17 protein-coding genes are annotated in these 22,676 nt (G+C 72.9%); 4 read left to right on the top strand and 13 right to left on the bottom strand.

The genetic code is table 11. The annotated features are described in order from the left end of the window. Nucleotides 1-77 precede the first annotated feature (77 nt). Nucleotides 78-2,045 (top strand): 1-deoxy-D-xylulose-5-phosphate synthase, encoded by a 1,968-nt coding sequence (dxs, locus tag QCN29_RS20320; protein WP_398859555.1) that lies wholly within the window; start codon nucleotides 78-80, stop codon nucleotides 2,043-2,045. A 123-nt stretch (nucleotides 2,046-2,168) separates the two neighbouring features. On the opposite strand, the gene QCN29_RS20315 is transcribed toward dxs, so the two are convergent. The 7 genes from QCN29_RS20315 to QCN29_RS20285 form a co-directional block, all read right to left on the bottom strand. Beyond that, nucleotides 2,169-2,618: a PIN domain-containing protein gene (locus tag QCN29_RS20315; RefSeq protein WP_279929810.1), complete on the bottom strand. Its 450-nt coding sequence runs from the start codon at nucleotides 2,616-2,618 to the stop codon at nucleotides 2,169-2,171. Between the two features lie 105 nt (nucleotides 2,619-2,723). Further along, nucleotides 2,724-3,791 (bottom strand): LCP family protein, encoded by a 1,068-nt coding sequence (locus QCN29_RS20310; RefSeq protein ID WP_279929808.1) that lies wholly within the window; start codon nucleotides 3,789-3,791, stop codon nucleotides 2,724-2,726. Between the two features lie 267 nt (nucleotides 3,792-4,058). Further along, entirely contained in the window at nucleotides 4,059-6,188 is a 2,130-nt protein-coding gene (locus QCN29_RS20305; RefSeq protein WP_279929807.1) for a 3-hydroxyacyl-CoA dehydrogenase NAD-binding domain-containing protein, read from the bottom strand. Then, on the bottom strand, nucleotides 6,185-7,405 hold the full coding sequence (locus QCN29_RS20300; RefSeq protein ID WP_279929806.1) for a thiolase family protein: 1,221 nt from the start codon (nucleotides 7,403-7,405) through the stop codon (nucleotides 6,185-6,187). Before QCN29_RS20300 ends, QCN29_RS20305 begins: the two co-directional genes overlap by 4 nt. A 355-nt stretch (nucleotides 7,406-7,760) precedes the next feature. Continuing rightward, the gene (locus tag QCN29_RS20295; protein ID WP_279929805.1) at nucleotides 7,761-9,044 is read right to left on the bottom strand and encodes a ribonuclease D; all 1,284 of its coding nucleotides are present in this window, start codon (nucleotides 9,042-9,044) and stop codon (nucleotides 7,761-7,763) included. A gap of 77 nt (nucleotides 9,045-9,121) precedes the next feature. Then, nucleotides 9,122-9,784: a response regulator transcription factor gene (locus QCN29_RS20290; RefSeq protein ID WP_240136704.1), complete on the bottom strand. Its 663-nt coding sequence runs from the start codon at nucleotides 9,782-9,784 to the stop codon at nucleotides 9,122-9,124. 602 nt (nucleotides 9,785-10,386) lie between these two features. Continuing rightward, a complete protein-coding gene (locus QCN29_RS20285) occupies nucleotides 10,387-11,079 on the bottom strand; it encodes a DUF3000 domain-containing protein (RefSeq protein ID WP_240136703.1) in 693 nt (230 codons plus the stop codon). 92 nt (nucleotides 11,080-11,171) lie between these two features. Between QCN29_RS20285 and hemE the strand changes: the two genes are divergently transcribed. After that, nucleotides 11,172-12,248 carry a uroporphyrinogen decarboxylase gene (gene hemE, locus QCN29_RS20280; protein WP_279929804.1) on the top strand — a complete coding sequence of 359 codons (1,077 nt, stop codon included), beginning with the start codon at nucleotides 11,172-11,174 and terminating at the stop codon, nucleotides 12,246-12,248. 26 nt (nucleotides 12,249-12,274) lie between these two features. On the opposite strand, the gene QCN29_RS20275 is transcribed toward hemE, so the two are convergent. Then, entirely contained in the window at nucleotides 12,275-13,687 is a 1,413-nt protein-coding gene (locus QCN29_RS20275; RefSeq protein WP_398859551.1) for an FAD-dependent oxidoreductase, read from the bottom strand. Between the two features lie 76 nt (nucleotides 13,688-13,763). Between QCN29_RS20275 and hemG the strand changes: the two genes are divergently transcribed. Both hemG and hemQ read left to right on the top strand, forming a co-directional pair. Next, nucleotides 13,764-15,230, top strand: coding sequence for a protoporphyrinogen oxidase (gene hemG / locus QCN29_RS20270; protein ID WP_279929803.1), 1,467 nt, complete (start codon nucleotides 13,764-13,766; stop codon nucleotides 15,228-15,230). Nucleotides 15,231-15,234: 4 nt separating this feature from the next. Next, nucleotides 15,235-15,954: a hydrogen peroxide-dependent heme synthase gene (gene hemQ, locus QCN29_RS20265; protein ID WP_279929802.1), complete on the top strand. Its 720-nt coding sequence runs from the start codon at nucleotides 15,235-15,237 to the stop codon at nucleotides 15,952-15,954. 187 nt (nucleotides 15,955-16,141) lie between these two features. Here hemQ and QCN29_RS20260 read toward each other — a convergent pair whose 3' ends face one another. The 5 genes from QCN29_RS20260 to QCN29_RS20240 all read right to left on the bottom strand — a co-directional run bounded on the left by QCN29_RS20260 (nucleotide 16,142) and on the right by QCN29_RS20240 (nucleotide 22,613). Further along, nucleotides 16,142-17,797 carry an alpha/beta hydrolase gene (locus QCN29_RS20260; RefSeq protein ID WP_279929801.1) on the bottom strand — a complete coding sequence of 552 codons (1,656 nt, stop codon included), beginning with the start codon at nucleotides 17,795-17,797 and terminating at the stop codon, nucleotides 16,142-16,144. 134 nt (nucleotides 17,798-17,931) lie between these two features. Beyond that, nucleotides 17,932-18,765, bottom strand: coding sequence for a TIGR04222 domain-containing membrane protein (locus tag QCN29_RS20255; RefSeq protein ID WP_279929800.1), 834 nt, complete (start codon nucleotides 18,763-18,765; stop codon nucleotides 17,932-17,934). Nucleotides 18,766-18,859: 94 nt separating this feature from the next. Further along, nucleotides 18,860-20,689, bottom strand: coding sequence for a multinuclear nonheme iron-dependent oxidase (locus QCN29_RS20250; RefSeq protein WP_279929799.1), 1,830 nt, complete (start codon nucleotides 20,687-20,689; stop codon nucleotides 18,860-18,862). 121 nt (nucleotides 20,690-20,810) lie between these two features. Next, nucleotides 20,811-21,605: a DUF4142 domain-containing protein gene (locus QCN29_RS20245; protein ID WP_279929846.1), complete on the bottom strand. Its 795-nt coding sequence runs from the start codon at nucleotides 21,603-21,605 to the stop codon at nucleotides 20,811-20,813. Between the two features lie 252 nt (nucleotides 21,606-21,857). Next, nucleotides 21,858-22,613: a peptidyl-tRNA hydrolase gene (locus QCN29_RS20240; RefSeq protein ID WP_279929798.1), complete on the bottom strand. Its 756-nt coding sequence runs from the start codon at nucleotides 22,611-22,613 to the stop codon at nucleotides 21,858-21,860. Between the last annotated feature and the right edge of the window lie 63 nt (nucleotides 22,614-22,676).

Genomic DNA, 22,676 nt, shown 5'->3' with positions numbered 1-22,676 from the left:
CGCACGGTCCGATGACCGCGCCCGCCGGCGGAACACTAGACTCGGCGGAATCGGCATGCTCAACGCAAGGAGGCAGGGTGGAACAGCCGCGCAAACCGCGACCGCCGAAGACGGTGGCGGGCGACGGGTGGGAGCTGCTGACCCGCATCAGGGGACCGCGCGATCTGGACCGGCTCGGCCCGGAGCAGCTCGACAAGCTCGCCGCGGAGATCCGGACCTTCCTCGTGGACGCCGTCTCCAAGACCGGCGGACACCTCGGCCCCAACCTCGGGGTGGTCGAGCTGACCATCGCCCTGCACCGTGTCTTCGACTCCCCCAGGGACAAGGTCCTGTGGGACACCGGGCACCAGAGCTATGTCCACAAGCTGCTCACCGGCCGCCAGGACTTCTCCCGGCTCAAGGCCAAGGGGGGCCTGTCCGGCTACCCCTCGCGCGCCGAGTCCGACCACGACGTCATCGAGAACTCACATGCCTCGACCGTCCTGGGCTGGGCCGACGGCCTCGCCAAGGCCAACGAGGTCCTCGGGCGCGGCGACCACGTCGTCGCAGTGATCGGCGACGGGGCGCTCACCGGAGGCATGGCCTGGGAGGCGCTGAACAACATCGCGGACGCCAAGGACCGCCCGCTGGTCATCGTCGTCAACGACAACGAGCGCTCCTACGCCCCCACGATCGGCGGCCTCGCCAACCACCTCGCCACCCTGCGCACCACCGACGGCTACGAGCGCTTCCTGGCCCGCACGAAGGAGGTGCTGGAGCGCACCCCGGTCGTCGGAAAGCCGCTCTTCGACACCCTGCACGGCGCGAAGAAGGGCCTGAAGGACTTCATCGCCCCGCAGGGCATGTTCGAGGACCTCGGACTGAAGTACGTCGGGCCGATCGACGGCCATGACCTGGAGGCCCTGGAGTCCGCCCTGTCGCGGGCCAAGCGCTTCGGCGGACCCGTCATCGTCCACTGCCTCACCGAGAAGGGCCGCGGCTACCAGCCCGCCCTCCAGGACGAGGCCGACCGCTTCCACGCCGTCGGCAAGATCCACCCCGACACCGGGCTGCCGATCGCCAGCTCCGGCCTCGACTGGACCTCGGTCTTCGGCGAGGAGATGGTCAAGCTCGGCGAGGAGCGCGAGGACATCGTCGCGATCACCGCCGCGATGCTCCAGCCGGTCGGCCTCGACAGGTTCGCCAAGGTCTTCCCCGACCGGGTGTACGACGTCGGCATCGCCGAGCAGCACGGCGCGGTCTCCGCCGCCGGTCTCGCCACCGGCGGGCTCCACCCCGTCTTCGCCGTGTATGCCACCTTCCTCAACCGCGCCTTCGACCAGGTGCTGATGGATGTGGCGCTGCACAGGTGCGGCGTCACCTTCGTCCTCGACCGGGCCGGCGTCACCGGCACCGACGGCGCGTCCCACAACGGCATGTGGGACATGTCCATCCTGCAGGTCGTCCCCGGGCTGCGGATCGCCGCCCCGCGCGACGCCGACCAGGTGCGCGCCCAACTGCGCGAGGCGGTCGAGGTCGACGACGCGCCGACCGTGGTGCGCTTCTCCAAGGGCGCGGTGGGCCCGGCGGTCCAGGCCGTCGGCCGGATCGGCGGGATGGACGTGCTGCGCACGCCCGAGGACGCCGAGCGTCCGGACGTCCTCATCGTCTCCGTCGGCGCGCTCGCCCCGATGTGTCTGGAGGTCGCCGAACTACTCGACGCCCAGGGCATCTCCGCGACCGTCGTCGACCCCCGCTGGGTCAAGCCGGTCGACGAGGCGCTCGCGCCGCTGGCCGAGCGGCATCGCGTCGTCGTCACCGTCGAGGACAACTGCCGCGTCGGCGGCGTCGGCGCGGCGGTCTCCCAGGCCCTGCGCGACGCGGGCGTCGACGTCCCGCTGCGTGACTTCGGCATCCCGCCGCGCTTCCTCGACCACGCCTCCCGCAAGGAGGTCCTCGCCGAGATCGGCCTGACCGCTCCGGACATCGCCCGTCAGGTCACGGGCCTGGTGGCGAAGCTGGACGGCCGCTACGAGAGCGAGGCGGTGGAACCGGCCCGCGACTGACGCCGGACCCCAGCAACGCGAACAGGGGCGTGGGCCGCAAGCCCACGCCCCTGCGCCGTGCCCACGCCTCTGCGCCGTGCCCACGCCCCTGCGCCGTGCCCACGCCTCTGCGCCCCGCGCCGCCTACCCCCGCACCGTCCGCGGCCCCACGCACCGCGCCCCGTACGCCTCCACCCGCGCCCGCAGCTCGCGGTCCGCCGTGACCACGACCACGGCGCGGCCGCCCTGACTGCCGCTCACACCGCCGGCCGGCCGCCCGCCCCCGGCCGCCTCGTCCCGGACGAGTTCCACGATCCGGTCGTCGCCGCTGCGCGGTGCGGAGTCGACGCGGACGCCGGGTGCGGACTCCACCCCACGCGCCGCGCCCTCCACCACGAGGACGATCTCGACGGGGCCAGGATGCCCGGCCAGCCCTGTCGACGTCAGCAGGGCGAGCCGGTCGCGGAGCCGTTCGGCGGCGCCGCGGCGGTCGCGCCACCAGCCGTCCGGTACGGAGCCGACGACGTTCGCCCCGTCGACCACGACCAGCGCCGGACGCGCCCCCGCAGGGCTCAGCGGTTCCCGACCGTCCATACGCTCTCCCACGACATGGCAACCCGTGCACCGGGCCCTTCCGGGACACGGCGGTGTCCCCCGGTCCAGGGTTCCACTGAGGACCGGGGGACGCCGCCCGGCACGTCAGCCCCCGGTGGCGGGGGACTTCTTCGCGGACTGGGGTATCTCCGAGTCTTCGCGGACGGCCTTCCACAACTGCTCTGCCTGCGGTTCCGCGGCCACCACACGGTTGGGGTCGACTGCGTCGTAGGCCACCGGCAGCATGATGGTCTCCATGGAGCCCGGGTCCACGCCCTGCATGCTCTTCGCGAAGTCCGCGAGCTTGCTCAGCGAGGCGAGTTCCGAGTCGGTGGTGAGCGACCTGGTCGCCGAGTCGGCGATCTTGTACGTCTTGGTGGGGCTGCCCAGCAGGTCCTGCTCCTTGACCTCGCTGAGCAGCGCGGTCATGAACTGCTGTTGCAGTCCGATCCTCCCGAGGTCGCTCCCGTCGCCTATGCCGTGCCGGGTGCGGACGAACTTCAGCGAGTCGGCGCCGTCGAGTTTCTGCGGACCGGCCGCCAGGTTGAGGCCGGTGTGCCTGTCGTGGATGGGCTCCTCGACATCGACGGTGACCCCGCCTATGGCGTCGACGAGATCCTTGAACCCGGCGAAATCGATCTCCATGTAGTGGTCGATGCGTACGCCGGACATCTGCTCAACGGTCTTGACCACACAGGCCGGACCGGCGCTGGTGTAGACGGAGTTGAACATCACACGCTCGGCCGACGGCAGTGCAGCCCCGTCGCGCTTCACACACTCGGGCCGGGTCACCAGGGTGTCGCGGGGAATGCTGACCGCGACCGCCTTGGTCCGGCCCTCCGGGATGTGCACCACCAGCGCGGTGTCCGACCGCGCCCCGGTCGCATTCCCGCCGCCCAGCGCCTTGTTGTCCCCGGCGCGCGAATCGGACCCCAGCACCAGGATGTCGGTGGCCCCGGCGACCGTCTTCTCCGGCCGGTCCTCGCCGAGGGACTTGTTCAGATCGACGGCCTCGATATTGCCGTCGAGCCTGCTGTACAGCCAGTAGCCGGTGCCCCCGGCGGCGAGCAGCAGCACCACGAGCGTCAGCAGTACGATCCTGCCCCACCTTCTCTTACGACCTGCGGTGGCCTGTCGTGTTCGGCGGCCGGAAGGGGCGGCGTTCTCCGTCATACTCCTCGAATCCTCTGCTGGGCATCCGCTCAAGGCGGGGCGGGACTCGGGTGGGGGGTGGCCGGTCCGCGGGAACAGCTGGCTGACCGTGCACTATAGACAGATTTTCGACTCGGTGCCCTCGGTGGATGCATTTCCCGCGCTCACCGACTCGCCACGGTCGTGCCGCAGTTCTGCGGCAGCAGGCTACGTTTCCGCAAGCCAGGAAAGGCCCGGCCCGGTGGCCGCCGGTACGACGGCGGCCACCGGGCCGGACCACTTCGGTCGTCACGCGGGGACGGAGGCCGTCCCAGGCTGCAGGAACGTCTTTCCGTTCACCCGCTCGGAGACGCCCTCGCGGTCCAGGTACGGCGTGATGCCGCCCAGGTGGAAGGGCCAGCCGGCGCCGGTGATCAGGCAGAGGTCGATGTCCTGGGCCTCGGCGACGACGCCCTCGTCGAGCATCAGGCCGATCTCCTGGGCCACCGCCTCCAGGACGCGGGCGCGGACCTGCTCCTCGGTCAGGACCGTGTCGCCCTGCTTGAGGAGGGCGGCGACCTCCGGGTCCAGCTCCGGCTTCCCGGAATCGTAGACGTAGAAGCCGCGCTTGCCCGCCTCCACGACCGCCTTCAGGTTCGGGGAGACCCTGAAGCGGTCCGGGAAGGCTCGGTTGAGGGTCTCGGAGACATGCAGGCCGATCGCCGGGCCGACAAGCTCCAGCAGGACCAGCGGCGACATCGGCAGCCCCAGCGGCTCGACGGCCTTCTCTGCCGTGGCGACCGGGGTGCCCTCGTCGATGACGTTCTGGATCTCGCCCATGAAGCGGGTCAGGATGCGGTTGACCACGAAGGCCGGGGCGTCCTTGACCAGCACCGCGGTCTTCTTCAGCTTCTTCGCCACGCCGAAGGCGGTGGCCAGCGACGCGTCGTCGGTCTGCTCGCCGCGCACGATCTCCAGCAGCGGCAGCACCGCGACCGGGTTGAAGAAGTGGAAGCCGACCACACGCTCCGGGTGCTTGAGCTTGGAGGCCATCTCCGTCACCGACAGGGAGGAGGTGTTGGTGGCGAGGATCGCGTGCTCCGGGGCGACCGCCTCGACCTCGGCGAACACCTGCTGCTTGACGCCGATCTCCTCGAAGACGGCCTCGATGATGAAGTCGGCGTCGGAGAAGCCCTCGGCCTTGTCCAGCACACCGGTGACCATGGCCTTGAGGCGGTTGGCCTTGTCCTGGTTGACACGGCCCTTGCCGAGCAGCTTGTCGATCTCGCCGTGGACATAGCCCACACCCTTGTCGACGCGCTCCTGGTCGATGTCGGTCAGCACGACCGGCACCTCGAGGCGGCGAAGGAACAGCAGCGCCAGCTGAGAGGCCATCAGTCCCGCGCCGACGACGCCGACCTTGGTGACCGGACGGGCCAGCGACTTGTCCGGCGCACCCGCCGGGCGCTTGCCGCGCTTCTGCACCAGGTTGAAGGCGTAGATGCCGGAGCGCAGCTCGCCGCCCATGATCAGGTCGGCGAGGGCGACGTCCTCGGCGTCGAAGCCCTTCTGCAGATCGGCGTCCTTGGCCGCCTCGATGATGTCCAGGGCGCGGTACGCGGCCGGGGCCGCGCCGTGCACCTTGGAGTCGGCGATGAACCGGCCGCGTGCGACGGCCTGGTCCCAGGCCTCGCCGCGGTCGATCTCCGCGCGCTCCACGGTCACGGAGCCGTTCAGCACCGACGCCGTCCAGCTGAGCGACTGCTCCAGGAAGTCGGCGCCCTCGAAGATCGCGTCCGCGATCCCGAGATCGAAGACCTGCGCGCCCTTGAGCTGCTTGTTCTGGTTGAGCGAGTTCTCGATGATCACCGAGACCGCCTTGTCCGCGCCGATCAGGTTCGGCAGGATCGTGCAGCCGCCCCAGCCCGGTACGAGCCCGAGGAAGACCTCCGGCAGCGAGAAGGCGGGCAGCGCCTTGGAGACGGTGCGGTAGGTGCAGTGCAGGCCGGCCTCGACGCCGCCGCCCATCGCCGCGCCGTTGTAGTACGCGAACGTCGGCACGGCCAGCGACGACAGCCGCTTGAAGACCTCGTGGCCGCCCTTGCCGATGGCCAGCGCGTCCTCGTGGCGCTTGAGCAGCTCCACGCCCTTGAGGTCGGCGCCGACGGCGAAGATGAACGGCTTGCCGGTGAGGCCGACACCGGTGATCTGGCCCTCGGCGGCCTCCTTCTCCACCTGGTCGAGAGCGGCGTTCAGGTTCGCCAGCGACTGGGGGCCGAAGGTGGTCGGCTTGGTGTGGTCCAGGCCGTTGTCCAGCGTGATCAGCGCGAAGTTGCCCGCGCCCGCCGGGAGCTGGAAGTGGCGCACATGCGCCTGGGTGACGACCTCGTCAGGGAACAGCTCGGCCGCGCCCTTCAGGAGTTCAGCGGTGGTGCTCACTTGTTGCCTCCGTCGAAGTGCGGGTTCTCCCAGATGACCGTCGCGCCCATGCCGATGCCGACGCACATGGTGGTCAGGCCGTAGCGGACCTCGGGCTGCTCCTCGAACTGGCGGGACAGCTGCGTCATCAGCCGTACGCCGGAGGAGGCGAGGGGGTGGCCGTACGCGATCGCGCCCCCGTACTGGTTGACGCGCGGGTCGTCGTCGGCGATTCCGTAGTGGTCCAGCAGGGCCAGGACCTGGACGGCGAACGCCTCGTTGATCTCGAACAGGCCGATGTCGCCGATGGACAGGCCCGCCTTCGCCAGCGCCTTCTCGGTCGCCGGGATCGGACCATAGCCCATCACCTCCGGCTCGACGCCGGTGAAGGCGTAGGAGACCAGGCGCATCTTGACCGGCAGGCCGTGCTCGCGGGCGAATTCCTCCGAGGCGATGACGGAGGCGGTGGCGCCGTCGTTGAGGCCCGCGGCGTTGCCGGCGGTGACCCGGCCGTGCACGCGGAACGGCGTCTTCAGACCGGCGAGGTTCTCCAGGGTGGTGCCCGGGCGCATCGGCTCGTCGGCGGTGACCAGGCCCCAGCCCGTCTCCCCGCCCTCCGGCGTGGTGCGGCGCACCGAGATCGGCACCAGGTCCTGCTGGATCTTGCCGTTGGCGTACGCCTTGGCGGCCTTCTCCTGGGAGCGCACGGCATACTCGTCGGCGCGCTGCTTGGTGATCTGCGGGTAGCGGTCGTGGAGGTTCTCCGCGGTCATACCCATGACCAGGGCGGACTCGTCGACCAGCTTCTCCGAGACGAAGCGGGGGTTCGGGTCGACGCCCTCGCCCATGGGGTGACGGCCCATGTGCTCGACACCGCCGGCGATGACGGCGTCGTACGCGCCGAAGGCGATGGAGCCGGCGGCGGTCGTCACGGCGGTCATCGCGCCCGCGCACATGCGGTCGATGGAGTAGCCGGGCACGGAGTGGGGCAGCCCGGCGAGCAGGGCGGCGGTGCGGCCCAGGGTGAGTCCCTGGTCGCCGATCTGCGTGGTCGCGGCGATCGCGACCTCGTCGATCTTGGCCGGGTCCAGACCGGGGTTGCGGCGCAGCAGCTCCCGGATGGACTTCACGACGAGGTCGTCGGCCCGGGTCTCGTGGTAAACGCCCTTCGGGCCCGCCTTGCCGAACGGGGTGCGGACGCCGTCGACGAAGACGACGTCCCTGACGGTACGAGGCACGATGGCTCTCCTCCAGGGTGCGGGGTGGCACTGCTGCGGGGCGCGCCTAAGCGCGCGCTTGCTACGCCCATGCTACTTATGGGTAACCATGCTGCCCAGCCCCCACGACGACAGCGGTGAACGTCACACGGGGTTGAGTACTCCCGGCCGCTGCCCGGGGCACCCGGGTCTCCCCCATGCAGGGGAACCCGGGTCTCCGCCATGCCGGGGCGGCGGCGTCTGCGCGCCGCTGAGGCAGGGCAGAGGCCCGGGGTTCGCCCGGTGCCGGGGCGCAGACGAAGGCCCCTGCTCCTGAGGGGGCAGGGGCCGGGCCGTTCGGCAAGGGGCCGGACCGTTCAAGTGGTCAGGCCAGGGGTCAGGGCTTCGCCGTGAGTGCGCGGGTCAGGAGCGGGGCGACCTGGTCGATCTGCCAGGGGCGTGCGCCGTGGGAGGCCAGCGCCGTGCGCACCGCCTCGGGCGTCGGCTCGGCCGGCGGCTCCCAGCACACCCGGCGCACCGTGTCCGGCGTGATCAGATTCTCCTGCGGCAGTCCGAGCTCCTCGGCGAGCGCCGACACCGCCGCCCGCGCCGCGGAGAGCCGGGCGGCCGCAGCCGGGTCCTTGTCCGCCCACGACCGGGGCGGCGGGGGGCCGTTCAGGGGCTGGCCCGGCTGCGGCAGCTCCGCGTCCGGAAGCGCCTTCGCCCGGTCCACCGCGGCCTGCCAGTGCTCGAGCTGCCTCCGCCCCATCCGGTGGCCAAAGCCCGGCAGCCCGGTCAGCGCGTGCACGTTCGCGGGCATGGCGAGCGCCGCCTCCACGATCGCCCCGTCGCCGAGCACCTTTCCGGGGGAGACGTCACGCCGCTGGGCCACCTTGTCCCGCGCCGTCCACAGCTCCCGCACCACCGCCATCTGACGGCGGCGGCGCACCTTGTGCATGCCGGACGTGCGGCGCCAGGGGTCCTTGCGCGGCTGCGGGGGCGGCGCCGAGGCGATCGCGTCGAATTCCTGGCGGGCCCACTCCAGCTTGCCCTGCCGGTCGAGCTCCTTCTCCAGCGCGTCGCGCAGATCGATCAGCAGCTCCACGTCGAGCGCCGCGTACCGCAGCCAGGGGTCGGGCAGCGGCCGGGTGGACCAGTCGACCGCCGAGTGGCCCTTCTCCAGCGCGTACCCGAGGACGCTCTCCACCATCGCGCCCAGCCCGACCCGCGGAAACCCCGCGAGCCGTCCGGCCAGCTCGGTGTCGAACAGCCGGGAGGGGAGCATGCCTATCTCCCGCAGGCACGGCAGGTCCTGGGTAGCCGCGTGCAGGATCCACTCCGCGCCGGCCAGCGCCTCGCCCAGCCCGGAGAGATCGGGGCAGCCTACGGGGTCGATGAGCGCCGTGCCCGCGCCCGCCCGGCGGAGCTGCACCAGATAGGCGCGCTGTCCGTAGCGGTAGCCGGACGCCCGCTCGGCGTCGACGGCCACCGGGCCGCGGCCGCGCGCGAAAGCGGCGGTCGCCTCGTCCAGCGCCTCCTGCGTGGCGATCACCGGCGGAACCCCCTCGCGGGGCTCCAGAAGGGGGATGGGGGCCTCGGCGGCTGCGACGCCGTCGTCCGGAGGAGCGCCCCCGGCGGTTCGCAGTGCTGACTCTGCTGCGGTCTCTTGGGCGTCGGTCACGTGTCAAGGGTATCTGTGAACGGGAGGCGCCCGTCGACGGAACGTTCCGTCGACGGGCGCGGGGGCGGGGGCCGGGGTCAGTGGATGATGCCCGTGCGCAGTGCCACCGCGACCATGCCGGCCCGGTCGCCGGTGCCGAGCTTGCGCGCGATGCGGGCGAGGTGGCTCTTCACGGTCAGCGCGGACAGCCCCATCGAGACGCCGATGGCCTTGTTCGACTGCCCTTCGGCGACCAGCCGCAGCACCTCGACCTCGCGGCCGGACAGCTCGCGGTAGCCGCCGGGGTGGCTGGGGGCGCCCGGGGGGCGGCGGTGCATTCGGCCGGCCGCGGCGCCGATCGGGGAGACGCCGGGGCGGGCCGGATGCCCGATGTTGGTCCGGGTGCCGGTGACGACGTAGCCCTTGACGCCTCCGGCGAGGGCGTTGCGCACGGCGCCGATGTCGTCGGCCGCGGAGAGCGCCAGGCCGTTGGGCCAGCCCGCGGCACGGGTCTCGGACAGCAGGGTCAGCCCGGAACCGTCGGGCAGGTGGACGTCGGCCACGCAGATGTCGCGCGGGTTGCCGATTCGGGGACGGGCCTCCGCGATGGACGATGCCTCGATGACGTCACGCACTCCCAGCGCCCACAGGTGACGGGTGACGGTGGAGCGGACGCGCGGGTCGGCGACGACGACCATGGCCGTCGGCTTGTTCGGGCGGTAGGCGACCAGGCTTGCGGGCTGCTCGAGAAGAACGGACACCAGGCCTCCTGGGGAAGGTGCGGGACGGGCCGGCTCGGGGATGAAGCCGGGGCGAACCGTGCAGTTAGGGTCACTGACCTCTTCGGCACCAATCCCGGCGTCCTTTAGAGAATGATCACGATTTGGTGAGTAACAATCCGGGCAATTCGGACGGGTGATCGATCATCCTACGAGGAAGCCGTCCGGAGCAGCGCGCTTGGGTGATGCGTGCGCGCCCGAGTGCCCCGCCGCCCGAGGCGTGCGCGGCGCTTGCGCCCGGCGCGCATGGCCCCCGCCGGGACGCTCACAGAGGCTTCCCGCGTGGCCTGCCCGCCCGGCTGCCCTGCATGGCCTGCTTGCCCGGCTGCCCCGCGTGGCCTGCTTGCCCGGCTGCCCGGCTGCCCGCGTCAGCGTACGGGCCGAACACCCCGGGCGAAGTCCGCGAGATCGGCCGTCGAGCGCATGCGGGCACATCGTGGCCCGGCTGCGCCCACGCGGCGGAGCCGCCCGTCGATACCGCCCCGCGCCCCGTCGGGGCGTCGCCGGACCGCGTCGGCTCCGTCTCGGCCGCCGGCCGGCTGCTCCGGGGCAGTCTCCCTCCGCGCGTCCCGCACGGCGTGGCCTCAGTGCTGCTGGGGGCCGCGCCGCTGCGGCAGGGAGACCACGCCCGTGCCGGCGTCCCCGCCGGCCGGGGCGGGCGGCAGGCCGGCGATCTGGCACAGCAGATCGCACCAGGCCGTGAGGTGGGACGCCGTGTCCGGGACGCCGTGCGGCGACTCGGCCGGTGTCCAGGACGCGCGGATCTCGATCTGCGAGGCCGGACGCCGTTCCGCGAGTCCACCGAAATAGTGAGACCCCGCGCGGGTGACGGTCCCGCTCGGCTCCCCGTACTCCAGGCCCCTTGCCTCAAGCGCCCCCGTCAGCCACGACCAGCAGACCTCCGGCAGCAGCGGATCCGCCGCCATCTCCGGCTCCAGTTCCGCGCGCACCAGCGTCACCAGCCGGAACGTCCCCCGCCAGGCGTCGTGCCCGGCCGGGTCGTACAGCAGCACCAGACGGCCGTCCGCCAGGTCCTCCTCGTCCTGGACGACCGCCGCCTCCAGGGCGTACGAGTACGGTGCCAGCCGCTGCGGGGGACGTGTCGGGTCCATTTCGATCTCCGGGCGCAGCCGCGCGGACCGCAGCGCTTCGACCGCGAGCCGGAACGCGTGCGGGACCGACCCTCCTTCGTGGTCCCCCTCGTTCTCCGCCGCGCGACCGCGCCCGCTCTCGGAGCTGTTGGAATGATCGGAAAAGTGTCCCTGAGGCGCAGCCATGCGGGGAAGAGTAGGCGGAACGGGGGCATTGCGCAGGGAAGGACACCCGGGCCGAAGCGGGCACTTCACGAGCACGTGCGAAGATTCTGGGCGTGACCGCCAACGACAGCCCATCGGGCCGGCCGCCGGGCCCGCAGACGACGACGTACGACTCGACGTTCCTCAAGGCGTGCCGGCGCGAGCCGGTGCCGCACACGCCGGTCTGGTTCATGCGGCAGGCGGGGCGTTCGCTCCCCGAGTACCTCAAGGTGCGCGAGGGCATCCCCATGCTCGAATCCTGCATGCGGCCCGAGCTTGTCAGCGAGATCACCATGCAGCCGGTGCGCCGCCACAAGGTCGACGCGGCGATCTACTTCAGCGACATCGTCGTGCCGCTCAAGGCCATCGGCGTCGACCTCGACATCAAGCCGGGCGTCGGCCCCGTCGTCGCCGAGCCGATCCGGTCGCGTGCGGACCTGGCGCGGCTGCGCGAGCTGACCCCGGAGGACGTCTGGTACGTCACCGAGGCCATCGGGCTGCTCACCGGCGAGCTGGGCGAGACCCCGCTGATCGGGTTCGCGGGAGCCCCCTTCACCCTCGCCAGCTATCTCGTGGAGGGCGGGCCGTCCCGCAACCACGAGCACACCAAGGCGCTGATGTACGGCGACCCGCAGCTGTGGGCCGATCTGCTCGACCGCCTCGCCGCGATCACCTCGTCCTTCCTGAAGGTCCAGATCGAGGCGGGCGCGTCGGCCGTCCAGCTCTTCGACTCCTGGGTCGGGGTGCTGGCCCCGGCGGACTACCGGCGATCGGTGCTGCCGGCGTCCGCCAAGGTCTTCCAGGCCGTCGCCGAGCACGGCGTCCCGCGCATTCACTTCGGCGTGGGCACCGGGGAACTCCTCGGCCTCCTCGGCGAGGCGGGGGCGGACGTCGTCGGCGTCGACTGGCGGGTGCCGCTCGACGAGGCGGCCCGCAGGGTCGGGCCCGGCAAGGCGCTCCAGGGGAACCTGGACCCGGCCGTCCTGTTCGCCACGCCCGAGGCGGTCGAGACCAAGACCCGCGAGGTCCTCGCCGCGGCGGCGGGCCTCGAGGGGCATGTCTTCAACCTCGGCCACGGCGTCCTGCCGACGACCGACGCCGACGCGCTGACCCGACTGGTCGAGTTCGTCCACACCGAGACCGCACGCTAGGGGGGCGGGAAGGCCGGGAGGCGGGCTCAGCCTGCGTCGCGCACGGCGGCGGCCGCCCGCCTCGCCGCCACCAGGACCGGGTCCCACACCGGGGAGAACGGCGGGGCGTAGCCCAGGTCCAGCGCCGTCAGCTGCTCCACGGTCATGCCTGCCGTCAGCGCCGTCGCCGCGACGTCGACGCGCTTGCCCGCGCCCTCCCGCCCCACGATCTGCACGCCGAGCAGACGCCCCGTGCGGCGTTCGGCGAGCATCTTGACGGTCATCGGGGCGGCCCCGGGGTAGTACCCGGCGCTGTTGGTCGCCTCGATGGTCGCGGTGACGTACTTCAGGCCCACCGCCTGAGCGTCCTTCTCCCGCAGCCCGGTCCGCGCGATCTCCAGGTCGCAGACCTTGCTGACGGCTGTCCCCACCACCCCCGGGAACGTGCCGTAGCCGCCGGCGACGTTCGCGCCGATCACCTGGCCGTGCTTGTTGGCGTGCGTGCCCAGGGCGATATGGCGCTCCCGCCCGGAGACCAGGTCGAGCACCTCCACACAGTCGCCGCCCGCCCAGATGTTCCCGCAGCCGCGCACCCGCATCGACAGATCGGTGAGCAGCCCTCCGTACACCCCCAGGGGCAGGCCCGCCGCGCGGGCGAGGCCGGTCTCCGGGCGTACGCCGATGCCGAGCACCACCACGTCCGCCGGGTACTCCGCGTCCTTCACGGCCACCCCGCGGGCCCGCCCGTCGTCGCCGGTGAGGATCCCGACGACCTCGGCGCCGCTCACCGTCGTGACGCCCAGATCGTCCAGTGCGCCGCGCACCAGCGCGCCCATGTCCGGGTCCAGCGTCGCCATCGGCTGCTCGCGGCGGTCGACGAGCGTCACGGTGTAGCCGCGGCGCATCAGCGCCTCCGCCATCTCGACGCCGATGTACCCCGCGCCCACGACCACGGCGCGCCTGCCGTCCCGGCCTTCGATCTCTTCGAGGGCATCCAGCAGCGCCTGACCGTCGTCCAGGGTCTGCACCCCGTGTACGCCCGGCGCGTCGATGCCCGGGATGGGCGGGCGCACGGGCCGTGCCCCGGTCGCGATGACGAGCTTGTCGTAGCCGGTCCACGTCTGCGCCCCCGTCGACAGATCACGCGCACGCACCCGCCCGGCGGCCACGTCGATCTCGGTCACCTCCGTGCGCATCCGCAGATCGATGGCGCGCTCGCGGTGCTCCTCGGGCGTACGCGCGACCAGCGCGTCGCGGTCCGCGACCGCACCGCCCACCCAGTACGGAATGCCGCACGCCGAGTACGAGCTGAACCGCCCGCGCTCGAACGCCGTGATCTCCAGCTCTTCGGGGCCCTTCAGCCGGCGTGCCCGCGATGCGGCGGACATGCCCGCCGCATCGCCGCCGACGACCACAAGCCGTTCCCATTTCCCACCACTCGTACGACGCATACGACTCATGACGCACAACCTATGCGCCGTGACCACGTCTGCACGGGGTGATCGACGGGCAGAGCGGTCTGAGAGAGTGGACCGCATGAACGCGGACACAGGCACGGCTCACGCGGATGCGGCTCATGTCGTCGTCATCGGAGGCGGCATCGCCGGGCTCGCGGCCGCGCACCGGCTCGTAGGCTCCGGTGCGAGGGTCACGCTGCTGGAGGCTGCCAGCCGCCTCGGCGGCAAGCTGCAGACGGGAGAGATCGCGGGCGCGCAGGTCGACCTGGGCGCCGAGTCCATGCTCGCCCGCCGCCCCGAGGCCGTCGAACTGGCCAGAGCCGCGGGACTCGGCGACCGGCTCCAGCCGCCCGCCACCGCCTCCGCCTCCGTCTGGACCCGCGGCGCGCTCCGCCCGATGCCCAAGGGCCATGTGATGGGCGTCCCCGGCGACCCCGCCGCGCTCGCCGGGCTGCTCTCCGCCGAGGCCGTCGACCGCATCGCCCGCGAGCCGGAGCTGCCGCCCGCCGAACTCGGCGACGACGTCGCGATCGGCGCCCTTGTGGCCGAGCGGCTCGGCCGCGAGGTCGTCGACCGGCTGGTGGAGCCGCTGCTCGGCGGGGTGTACGCGGGCGACGCGTACCGCATCTCGATGCGTGCAGCCGTCCCCCGCCTCTTCGAGGCCGCCCGCGGACACGCCTCGCTGCTCGCCGCCGTACGGGAGGTCCAGGCCGAGGCCGCCGCGGCACAGCCGGGCGCCGGCCCGGTCTTCACAGGCATCGAGGGCGGCGTCGGGCTGCTGCCGGACGCGGTGGCCGCCGCCGTCCGCGCCCACGGAGGGCGGATCCTCACCGAGACGCCCGTCGTCGACCTCGCCCGCGCCGCCGGCGGCGGCTGGCGGATCCGCACCGACGAGCGCACGTTCACCGCCGACGGCGTGGTCCTGGCCGCCCCCGCCTGGTCCGCCTCCGCGCTGCTAGCCGACGAGTCACCGGCGGCGTCCGCGGAGCTCGCCCGCGTCGAGTACGCCTCCATGGCGCTGGTCACCCTCGCCTTCCGCCGCACCGACCTGGCCGGGGCGGGTGCGGGCCGGGGACTGCCGGACGGCAGCGGCTTCCTGGTGCCGCCCGTCGACGGCCGCGCGATCAAGGCGTCCACCTTCTCCACCCGCAAGTGGGGCTGGCTCGACCGCGCCGCCCCCGACCTGTTCGTGCTGCGCACCTCCCTCGGCAGATACGGCGAGGAGGAGCAGCTCCATCGCGAGGACCATGAACTGGTCGCGGCCTCCCTGGCCGACCTCGGCGAGGCGGCCGGCCTGGCCGCCCGGCCCGTGGCCGCCGAGGTGACCCGCTGGATCGGCGGCCTTCCGCAGTACCCCGTCGGCCATCCGGCACGCGTCGCCCGCATCCGCGAGGAGGTCGCCAAGCTGCCCGGACTCCGGGTCTGCGGGGCGGTGTACGACGGCGTCGGCATCCCCGCCTGCATCGCGAGCGCCCACCGGGCGGCGGACGAGATCCTCGCCATGCCCACCCTGGCGCGGAGCGCCGGACAGGACGCGGGACAATAGCCTCATGACCGCCCCCGAAAAGATCCCGAACGCCGGCAAGAAGGCCAAGGACCTCAACGAGGTCATCCGCTACACGCTGTGGTCCGTCTTCAAGCTGCGCGACGTGCTCCCCGCCGACACCGACCGCGCGGCGTGCGCGGCCGAGGTCCAGGAGCTGTTCGACAAGCTCGCCGCCAAGGACGTCACCGTGCGCGGCGCCTACGACGTCTCCGGGCTGCGCGCCGACGCCGACCTGATGATCTGGTGGCACGCGGAGACCGCGGACGAGCTCCAGGAGGCGTACAACCTCTTCCGCCGCACCGGGCTCGGCCGGGCGCTGGAGCCGGTCTGGTCGAACATGGCGCTGCACCGCCCCGCCGAGTTCAACAAGTCGCACATCCCGGCCTTCCTGGCCGACGAGACGCCCCGCAACTACGTCTCGGTCTACCCCTTCGTGCGCTCCTACGACTGGTACCTGCTGCCGGACGAGGACCGCCGCCGGATGCTCGCCGACCACGGCAAGATGGCCCGCGGCTTCCCGGACGTACGCGCCAACACGGTGGCGTCGTTCTCGCTCGGCGACTACGAGTGGCTGCTCGCCTTCGAGGCGGACGAGCTGTACCGGATCGTCGACCTGATGCGGCATCTGCGGGGCTCCGAGGCGCGGATGCACGTCCGTGAGGAGGTTCCCTTCTTCACCGGCCGCCGCAAGTCGGTCGCGGACCTGGTGGCCGGTCTGGCCTGAGGCCGCCTGAGCCGCCCTGCGGCCGCCCAAGGCCGCTTCAAGGTCGCTTCAAGGTCGCTTGAGTCCGCCTGCGGCTGCCGCCCGAGGCCGCTCGAGGCGTGGGGAACGCGACGGCCGGGGCGTCCGCCTTCACCGGCGGCGGCCCCGGCCGTCGGCAGGCCGACGGCCTGCCGGGGAACCCGGAAGATCAGACGGCTCGCGGAACCCTCCCGGTCTCCGCGTGCTGCTCCAGCGACACCGGGTCGGGCACCGGGTGCGGCGCGCACGCAGCGCGCCGCTCCGGCGTCTTCCCGGTCAGCAGATAGCGCTCCATGTGCGCGTTGACACAGGCGTTGGCGCCGCCCCCGATGCCGTGCGTGCCCGCTCCCAGCTCGGTGACCAGCGCCGAGCCCGCCAGCCGCCGCTGCAGCTCCAGGGCACCCGCGTACGGCGTCGCCGCGTCCCGCTCCGCGGCCAGGATCAGCGTCGGCGGCAGCTCGCCTTCCCCGGCGCCCACGTCGAGCGGCCGCTGCCGCGGCTCGGACCAGTAGGCGCACGGAAGGTTCATCCAGGCGTTGTCCCAGGTCTCGAAGGGCGCCTTCAGGGCCAGTTCGCTGTTGTCGCGGTCCCACACCTCCCACTGGGTCGGCCAGGACGCGTCATTGCACTCGATGGCCGTGTAGACGGCGTTGCCGTTCTCCCGGGCCTTCGCCGTCTCCGCCTTCGGCGCGGCCTGCTCGATCAGCCGCTCGTCGTTGCCCTTGAGGAACTCCGAGAGCGCCGTCGCCCGCCGCGGCCAGTAGTCGTCGTAGTAGGCCACTCCCAGCATCGCCGCATGCAGCTGACCGGGGCCGACCGTCCCGCCCGCGGGGCGGTACGCCAGCCGGGCCCGCACCTTCTCATAGCTGCGCGCCACCTCCTCGGCCGTCGAGCCGAGTCCGTAGACGTCGTCGTGGCGGGCGGTCCAGGTGCGGAAGTCCGCCCAGCGGGCTTCGAAGGCCAGCGACTGGTCGAGGTTGTTGTGGTACCAGATCTGCCGCGGGTCGGGGTCGACCGCCGAGTCGAAGACCATACGGTGGACCCGGGAGGGGTAGAGCGTGGCGTACAGGGCGCCGACGTACGTGCCGTACGAAGCGCCCATGAACGTCAGCTTCCGCTCGCCGAGCGCCGCGCGCAGCACTTCCAGATCGCGGGCGTTGTTGAGGGAGTGGTAGTGGCGCAGCGCCGGCCCGTTCCGGTGGGCGCAGCCGCGTGCGTACGCCTTCGCCTCGGCGATCCGCTCCTTCTTGTACGAGGGGGAGGGGTGCGACGGGGCCTGGGTGGGGGCCTTGGCGAAGTCGGCGGGGTCCTGGCAGGACAGCGGAGCCGAGCGGGCCACACCGCGCGGCGCATAGCCGACCAGGTCGTATGCCTGGGCGATCCCCTTCCACTCCTTGAGCCCGCCGAGCAGAGGGAAGTACATGCTGGACGCGCCGGGGCCGCCGGGGTTGTAGACGAGGGCGCCCTGGTGCTCGGCGGGCTCGCCGCGGGCCGTGATGCGGCTGACGGTCAGTTCGATCTGCTCGCCGGCGGGGTCGGCGTAGTCGAGGGGGACCGTGACGGCGCCGCACTCCACGGTCGCGGGCAGCTTCTCGTCCTTGTGGCAGCTGCCGAAGTCGACGCCGGAGACAGCCGCGTGGGCGGCGGCGATCTCGACGCCCGCGGCCTCCGCCCAGCCTGCCGCCTCCGCTGCGGTCCGCTGTGCGGTCTGGTGTGCGGCCTCGGGAGACGAGAGGGGTGCGCTGCCCGCGGGAGTGACGGCGACGGCGGTCAGAGCCAAGGAGGTGAGGCCGGCAGCGGCCCCCTTGAGCGCGGTTGCTCTCATCGCGTTCCCTTCGTGCGGGCGGCGGCTCCGCAGCCGTGGACACGCACACAGACACACAGACGCAGAGGCCATAGACGAAAGGATCATCAGCAGAGCGGTTTGGCGAAGTAAAGCACCGCGGCCCGGTGTCGGCGTCAATGACCCCGATGCGCCGTACGCCCCGGCGCGAGCGCCGCGCGCAGGGCGGGATCGTCGAGCGCGCGCACCCCCCGTACGGCAACGGCGGTCAGCACCTCGCGCTCGCCGTCGCGGCCCTCGCGCCCGCCGCGGGAGAGCGTCCCGAGCAGCCGCTGCCCGTCGGGGGAGGCCCAGGTGCTGTACGGGTGGACCTCGATGCGGGCGATGGCCAGACAGCCCAGGGTGAGGACGAGGGGCAGCGCGAACCAGCCGAGCACCGGCGCCCCGCCGCCGGGCCCCTGAGGGAAGGTCAGTTGTGCGACCGCGGCCAGCGCGACGGTGAGGGCGGCGGCGGCCCGTACGGTCCGCACCGCCGAGGAGACCTGCGCCCGCGCGGCTTCGGGGACGGCGAGCCCGGCGCGTACGAGGCCGTCGCCGAGGGCGCGCACCGCCCCTGCGGCGCACGCGGCGGCCCGTACGGCGGCGATCCGCGCCTGGCCCGCCGGTCCGATCGCGCCGATGACCGAGCGTTCCAGGTCGTCCCCGCCCTCCGGGTCCACGACGGTGGCCCAGCCGGTGTGCGCCAGCAGCAGCCGCCGGCGGCGGTGCAGCGAGACGAGCGTGAGGTCGGCGACCCGGTGCGGCCCGCCGGCGAGGAACGCCGCCTCGTACAGGCTCAGCGGCTGCGCCCCGCCGACCGTGCCGGGCTGCCCGTCCGGCGGGGCCGGCGGGGCGGGGCGCGCGGCGTCGACGGCGGCACGGCACAGCCGTACGCAGCTCAGCCCGGCCGCGGCCCAGGCCACCAGAAGCAGCAGAACCCAGAAGACATCCCCGTATATGCCGGAGTACATGTGCGAGTTGTACGCGAGGCGTCCTTGAGTGCGCCATGGGGCGTCCGCCGCAACGGACCGAGCGTTACCGCTTCGTGACATCGCGTCGCATGGTTCAGCGAATGGTGAGCGCGGCGCGGGCTGCCCGCACGAACCTGGTCGCCCGCAGCGGCGGGCGGGCGGCGGCTCGCTCGTCATGCCACAGCGTGAGCCGGCGGCGGACCCTCACGTCCGTGACACGTCCGGAGGCCAGCAGATGCGCGGCGAAGTCGAGGGCGTCGCGGCGGTAGCCGGAACGCATCGGGCGGTTCCTCGCGTAGGCGAGGAACGCGTCGCGATAGCCGCCGCCGAGGATCTCCGGCAGCTCGGGGGCGACCTTGGCGACGACGTCGGCCCGCTTGGCGGACAGCGCGCGGCTCTGCACCCGCATCCGCCGCGAGTCGAACCCTTCGGGCGCGGGGGTCCCGGCCACCAGCGCCGACAAGACGGCGGCCTGCCCGATCCCCAACCGCACCCGCACGGCGTCGTCGGCCTCGTCGGCGGCGTTCGCGGCGTTCGCGCGGGTCGCCGGCCCCGCCGCAGTGACTCCCGTCGTGGCCCGGCCGCGGCCGCTCCCCTCCGGAGCGCCGACGCCGTCCGCCGCCCGCCGCCCGGGCGCCGGGGCGAGCACGGCGGTCGTGAACGTGCCGTGCCGCTCCGGCCGATGGGGTGGGACGCGGCCGGCCGTCCGGGCCTCACCGTCGGAGTCACAGGACCGGCCGCGCGCCGGGGCCGGTGTGCCGGGAGGGGCCGCGTCCGCGGTTCGCGTTCCTGCGGTGGCGGGGGACCGGCGGCCGGTGGGTTCCGGCGTGCTCGGGCGGTGCGTGTCCGCGGTCCGCGCCGCGCACGCGGTGGCGGGCACTCGCTGCGGTCGCGCGCCGGACTGCCGGCGTCCGGCCGCCACGGCGGCCGGGTCCGCGGGCGTCGGCGACTCGCGGTGCGAGGCGGCCGTACCCGGTGCGGCGGCGGCCGGGATCTCGGTCTCGGTCTCCGCGTCGTGCGCTCGCGGCGGCGCAGGGGTGTGCCGGGGGGTGTCCCGGGCATCCGGGTGGGCCGGGTGCGCCCCCACCCGCAGCGCTTCCCGCGCCGCGCGGGCCAGGGTGGTGCGGATCGCCGTCAGTTCCGCGGCGAGCTCCTCCTTGGGCGGAAACGCGTCGTCGCGTTCCAGCAGCACCCCGGGCGGGTCCGTGCGGGAGCGGAGTTCGGCGAGGATGTCCAGCACCTCCGGCGGCACCGGATGGGCGTGGGTGTCATGCCACACCCCGTCGCGCGCCACCCCGCCCGCGACGTGCACATACGCGATCGACTCGACCGGCAGCAGGTCCAGGGCCCGCACCGGGTCGTGGCCGAGGTTGACGTGGTTGGTGTGCAGATTGGCCACGTCGATCAGCAGCCGGACCCCCGTCCGCTCCACCAGCTCGGCGAGGAACTGCCCCTCGGTCAACTCCTCGTCCGGCCAGGAGATCAGCGCCGCGATGTTCTCCAGCGCCAGCGGCGCCGGCAGGCTGTCCTGCGCGATCCGCACGTTCTCGCACAGCACCTTCAGCGCGTCCCGGGTGCGCGGCACCGGCAGCAGATGGCCCGCCTCCAGCGCCTGCGTCGCGGTCAGCCCGCCCCCGGCCCGTACGAACGCGATGTGCTCCGTCACCAGCGGCGCGCCCAGCGCCTCGGCACGCTCCGCCAGCGCGGTGAGCCGGTGCTCGTCGGGCCGGTCCGCGCCGCCCAGCCCCAGCGAGACGCCGTGCGGCACGATCCGTGTGCCGCGGGCGCGCATCCGGGACAGCGAGCCGGGCAGATGGCCGGGGCAGACGTTCTCGGCGACCACCTCCACCCAGTCGACGCCGGGCAGCCGTTCCACCGTGTCCGCAATCTCCGGCCGCCAGCCGATTCCGATCCCGAGCTCCATCTCGTCCCCCTCCTCCACCAGGCGTTTCCGTCGGCGGTTCCTCAGAGGTCTTCGCCCAGCCGGGCCGTGCTGAATCCGAACGGGGGACGTTCAGAGGTTTATTTGAGCTTCGCCCGGAGCCCTACGGGGCTTCCGGCTGGCCGCCCCCGGCCACCGGCGGGCGGTTGGTGTTGATCGCCGTAGGCGCTCCCGGCTGGGTCGAGGGCTGCGAGGTGAACGTCTGGCCGGGCCCCGGCGTCGCCGGGTTGGGCGCGGGCGGCAGGTTCCCGTTCGGCGGCGGCGGTCCGGTGGGGCTGGCCGTCGACCCGCCGGCCTCCTCGTTGGCGATCTCGTCGAAGTCCACGCGCCCGGTCTGCTCCAGCATCGTGATGTGGTCCAGCACCGTCTGGTTCGCATCCGACGCCAGCTGCCGGATCAGAGTGTTCCGCGTGTTGTGCCGCACCTTGGCGATCAGACCGAACACCTTCCCGTGCGACTCCCGCAGAATCTGCGCGAACTTGCGCTCGTACTCGACGCCCTGCGCCGCCGACAGCTCCCGCAGCCAGCCCTGCTGCTGCTCGGTGGGCTGGTTCGGCAGCTCCACACCGAGCTTCGCCGCCACGTCGCGGGCCCGCTTGTCCAGATCGGAGTGGCCCACGACCAGATGGTCCCCCGCGTCCCGGATCGCCTGGCTCGGGGCGCGCTCCATAGCCTGCTGCCCGGCCGGCAGCTCCCACAGCCCGGCGAGCCGCACCTTCACGAGGAAGTCGCGGTCGGTGGCCGAGAGCGGCCCCCACTGTGTGGCGACGGACGAGGCGTTGAGGTGGTCCTGTCCGGTGCCGGAGCGGTCGGCGTACGACCACACGGGGAATGCCAGTGCCCCTACCGTGGCGACGAGTGCCCCGGTGATCAATGCCGTCCCGTTGATGCGCCGCAACAATGTGCCTGCCTCCATAGCCGATGCGTTATCTGGCAACCAACAGCCGACCGACGGGCGTACTCAAGCCGCTCGACGGCAATGAGAGGTACGCAATGAACCGGCCGGGCGTTCAGCGGTCGGCCGTTCCAGCAGGCAGATTTTCGAAGTGGGGTCGATCGGGCGGCCCTGTCGTTCGGAGTCCCGGCGTTGAGAGACCTGCCGTTCAAAGCCCCCGCCGTTCAAAGCCCCCGCCGTTCAGAGTCCCGGCCTTCAGCGGCGGAACGCTCGGTCGTTCAGGGGCCCGCCCAGTGCGGGATGGTCCGCTACGACCGTGCAGCTGCCGGGTGCGATCTCCGTGTATCCGGCGTCCCGCACGACCGGGAGCCGTCCGTCGGCCGTCAGCGCACGCCACCGCGCGGGCGACGCCGTGCGCACCGACAGCCGGAAGCCGTTCTCCCGCCAGATCTTGCGCTCCGCCGCAGGCAGCGCAAGCCAGGCGAGCTGCGCCCCGTGACCCGCCTGTGCCATCGCCTTGCCCGCCGACATCTCCAGCTCGGGGCTCAGCCACAGCACCGGGTCCGCGGGGTCGGGCGCGGCCGGCGGCCCGGGGTCGTCCAGCTCCGTGCCGGAGACCTGGAGCTTGGCCAGCTCCTTGGGCCAGCCGTCCAGCGGCACCGGCGGGAAGACCCGCACCTCGGCCGTCTCGCCCGTCACCGTGACCCCGTCCAGCGCCGACGCTTTGCGCCACTCGGCTCCGCGCGCCCGCCGCACTACCTTGCGGATGCGGCCGTCCTGCCAGTCGCGCACGGCCCCCGCCCATGGGCCGTCGCCCGTCGAGCGCTCATCGGCCAGGATGTGCAGCACGGCGCGGGCCCCCGTCTCCAGGGCGTCCGTTCGGGCCGGAGGCGCGGCCTTCTCGATGCGCACGACCATCGGCAGCACGAACTGCGGGGCCAGATCGCGGGCCGTCGGCTCCTGCCGGAACGGACCGCCGGGGTTCTCTGCACGGGACTCTTCGCTGCTCACGCGCCCAGTCTGCCAGCGGCGGGGCAGCGCCGACCGCCCGGCGAGATCCCGGCGAGATCCCGG

The organism is Streptomyces chengmaiensis (genome assembly GCF_029846775.1).
Lineage (GTDB): Bacteria > Actinomycetota > Actinomycetes > Streptomycetales > Streptomycetaceae > Streptomyces > Streptomyces chengmaiensis.
Note: the sequence above shows the minus strand (reverse complement) of the source record. Positions and strands in the feature narration are given on the sequence as shown.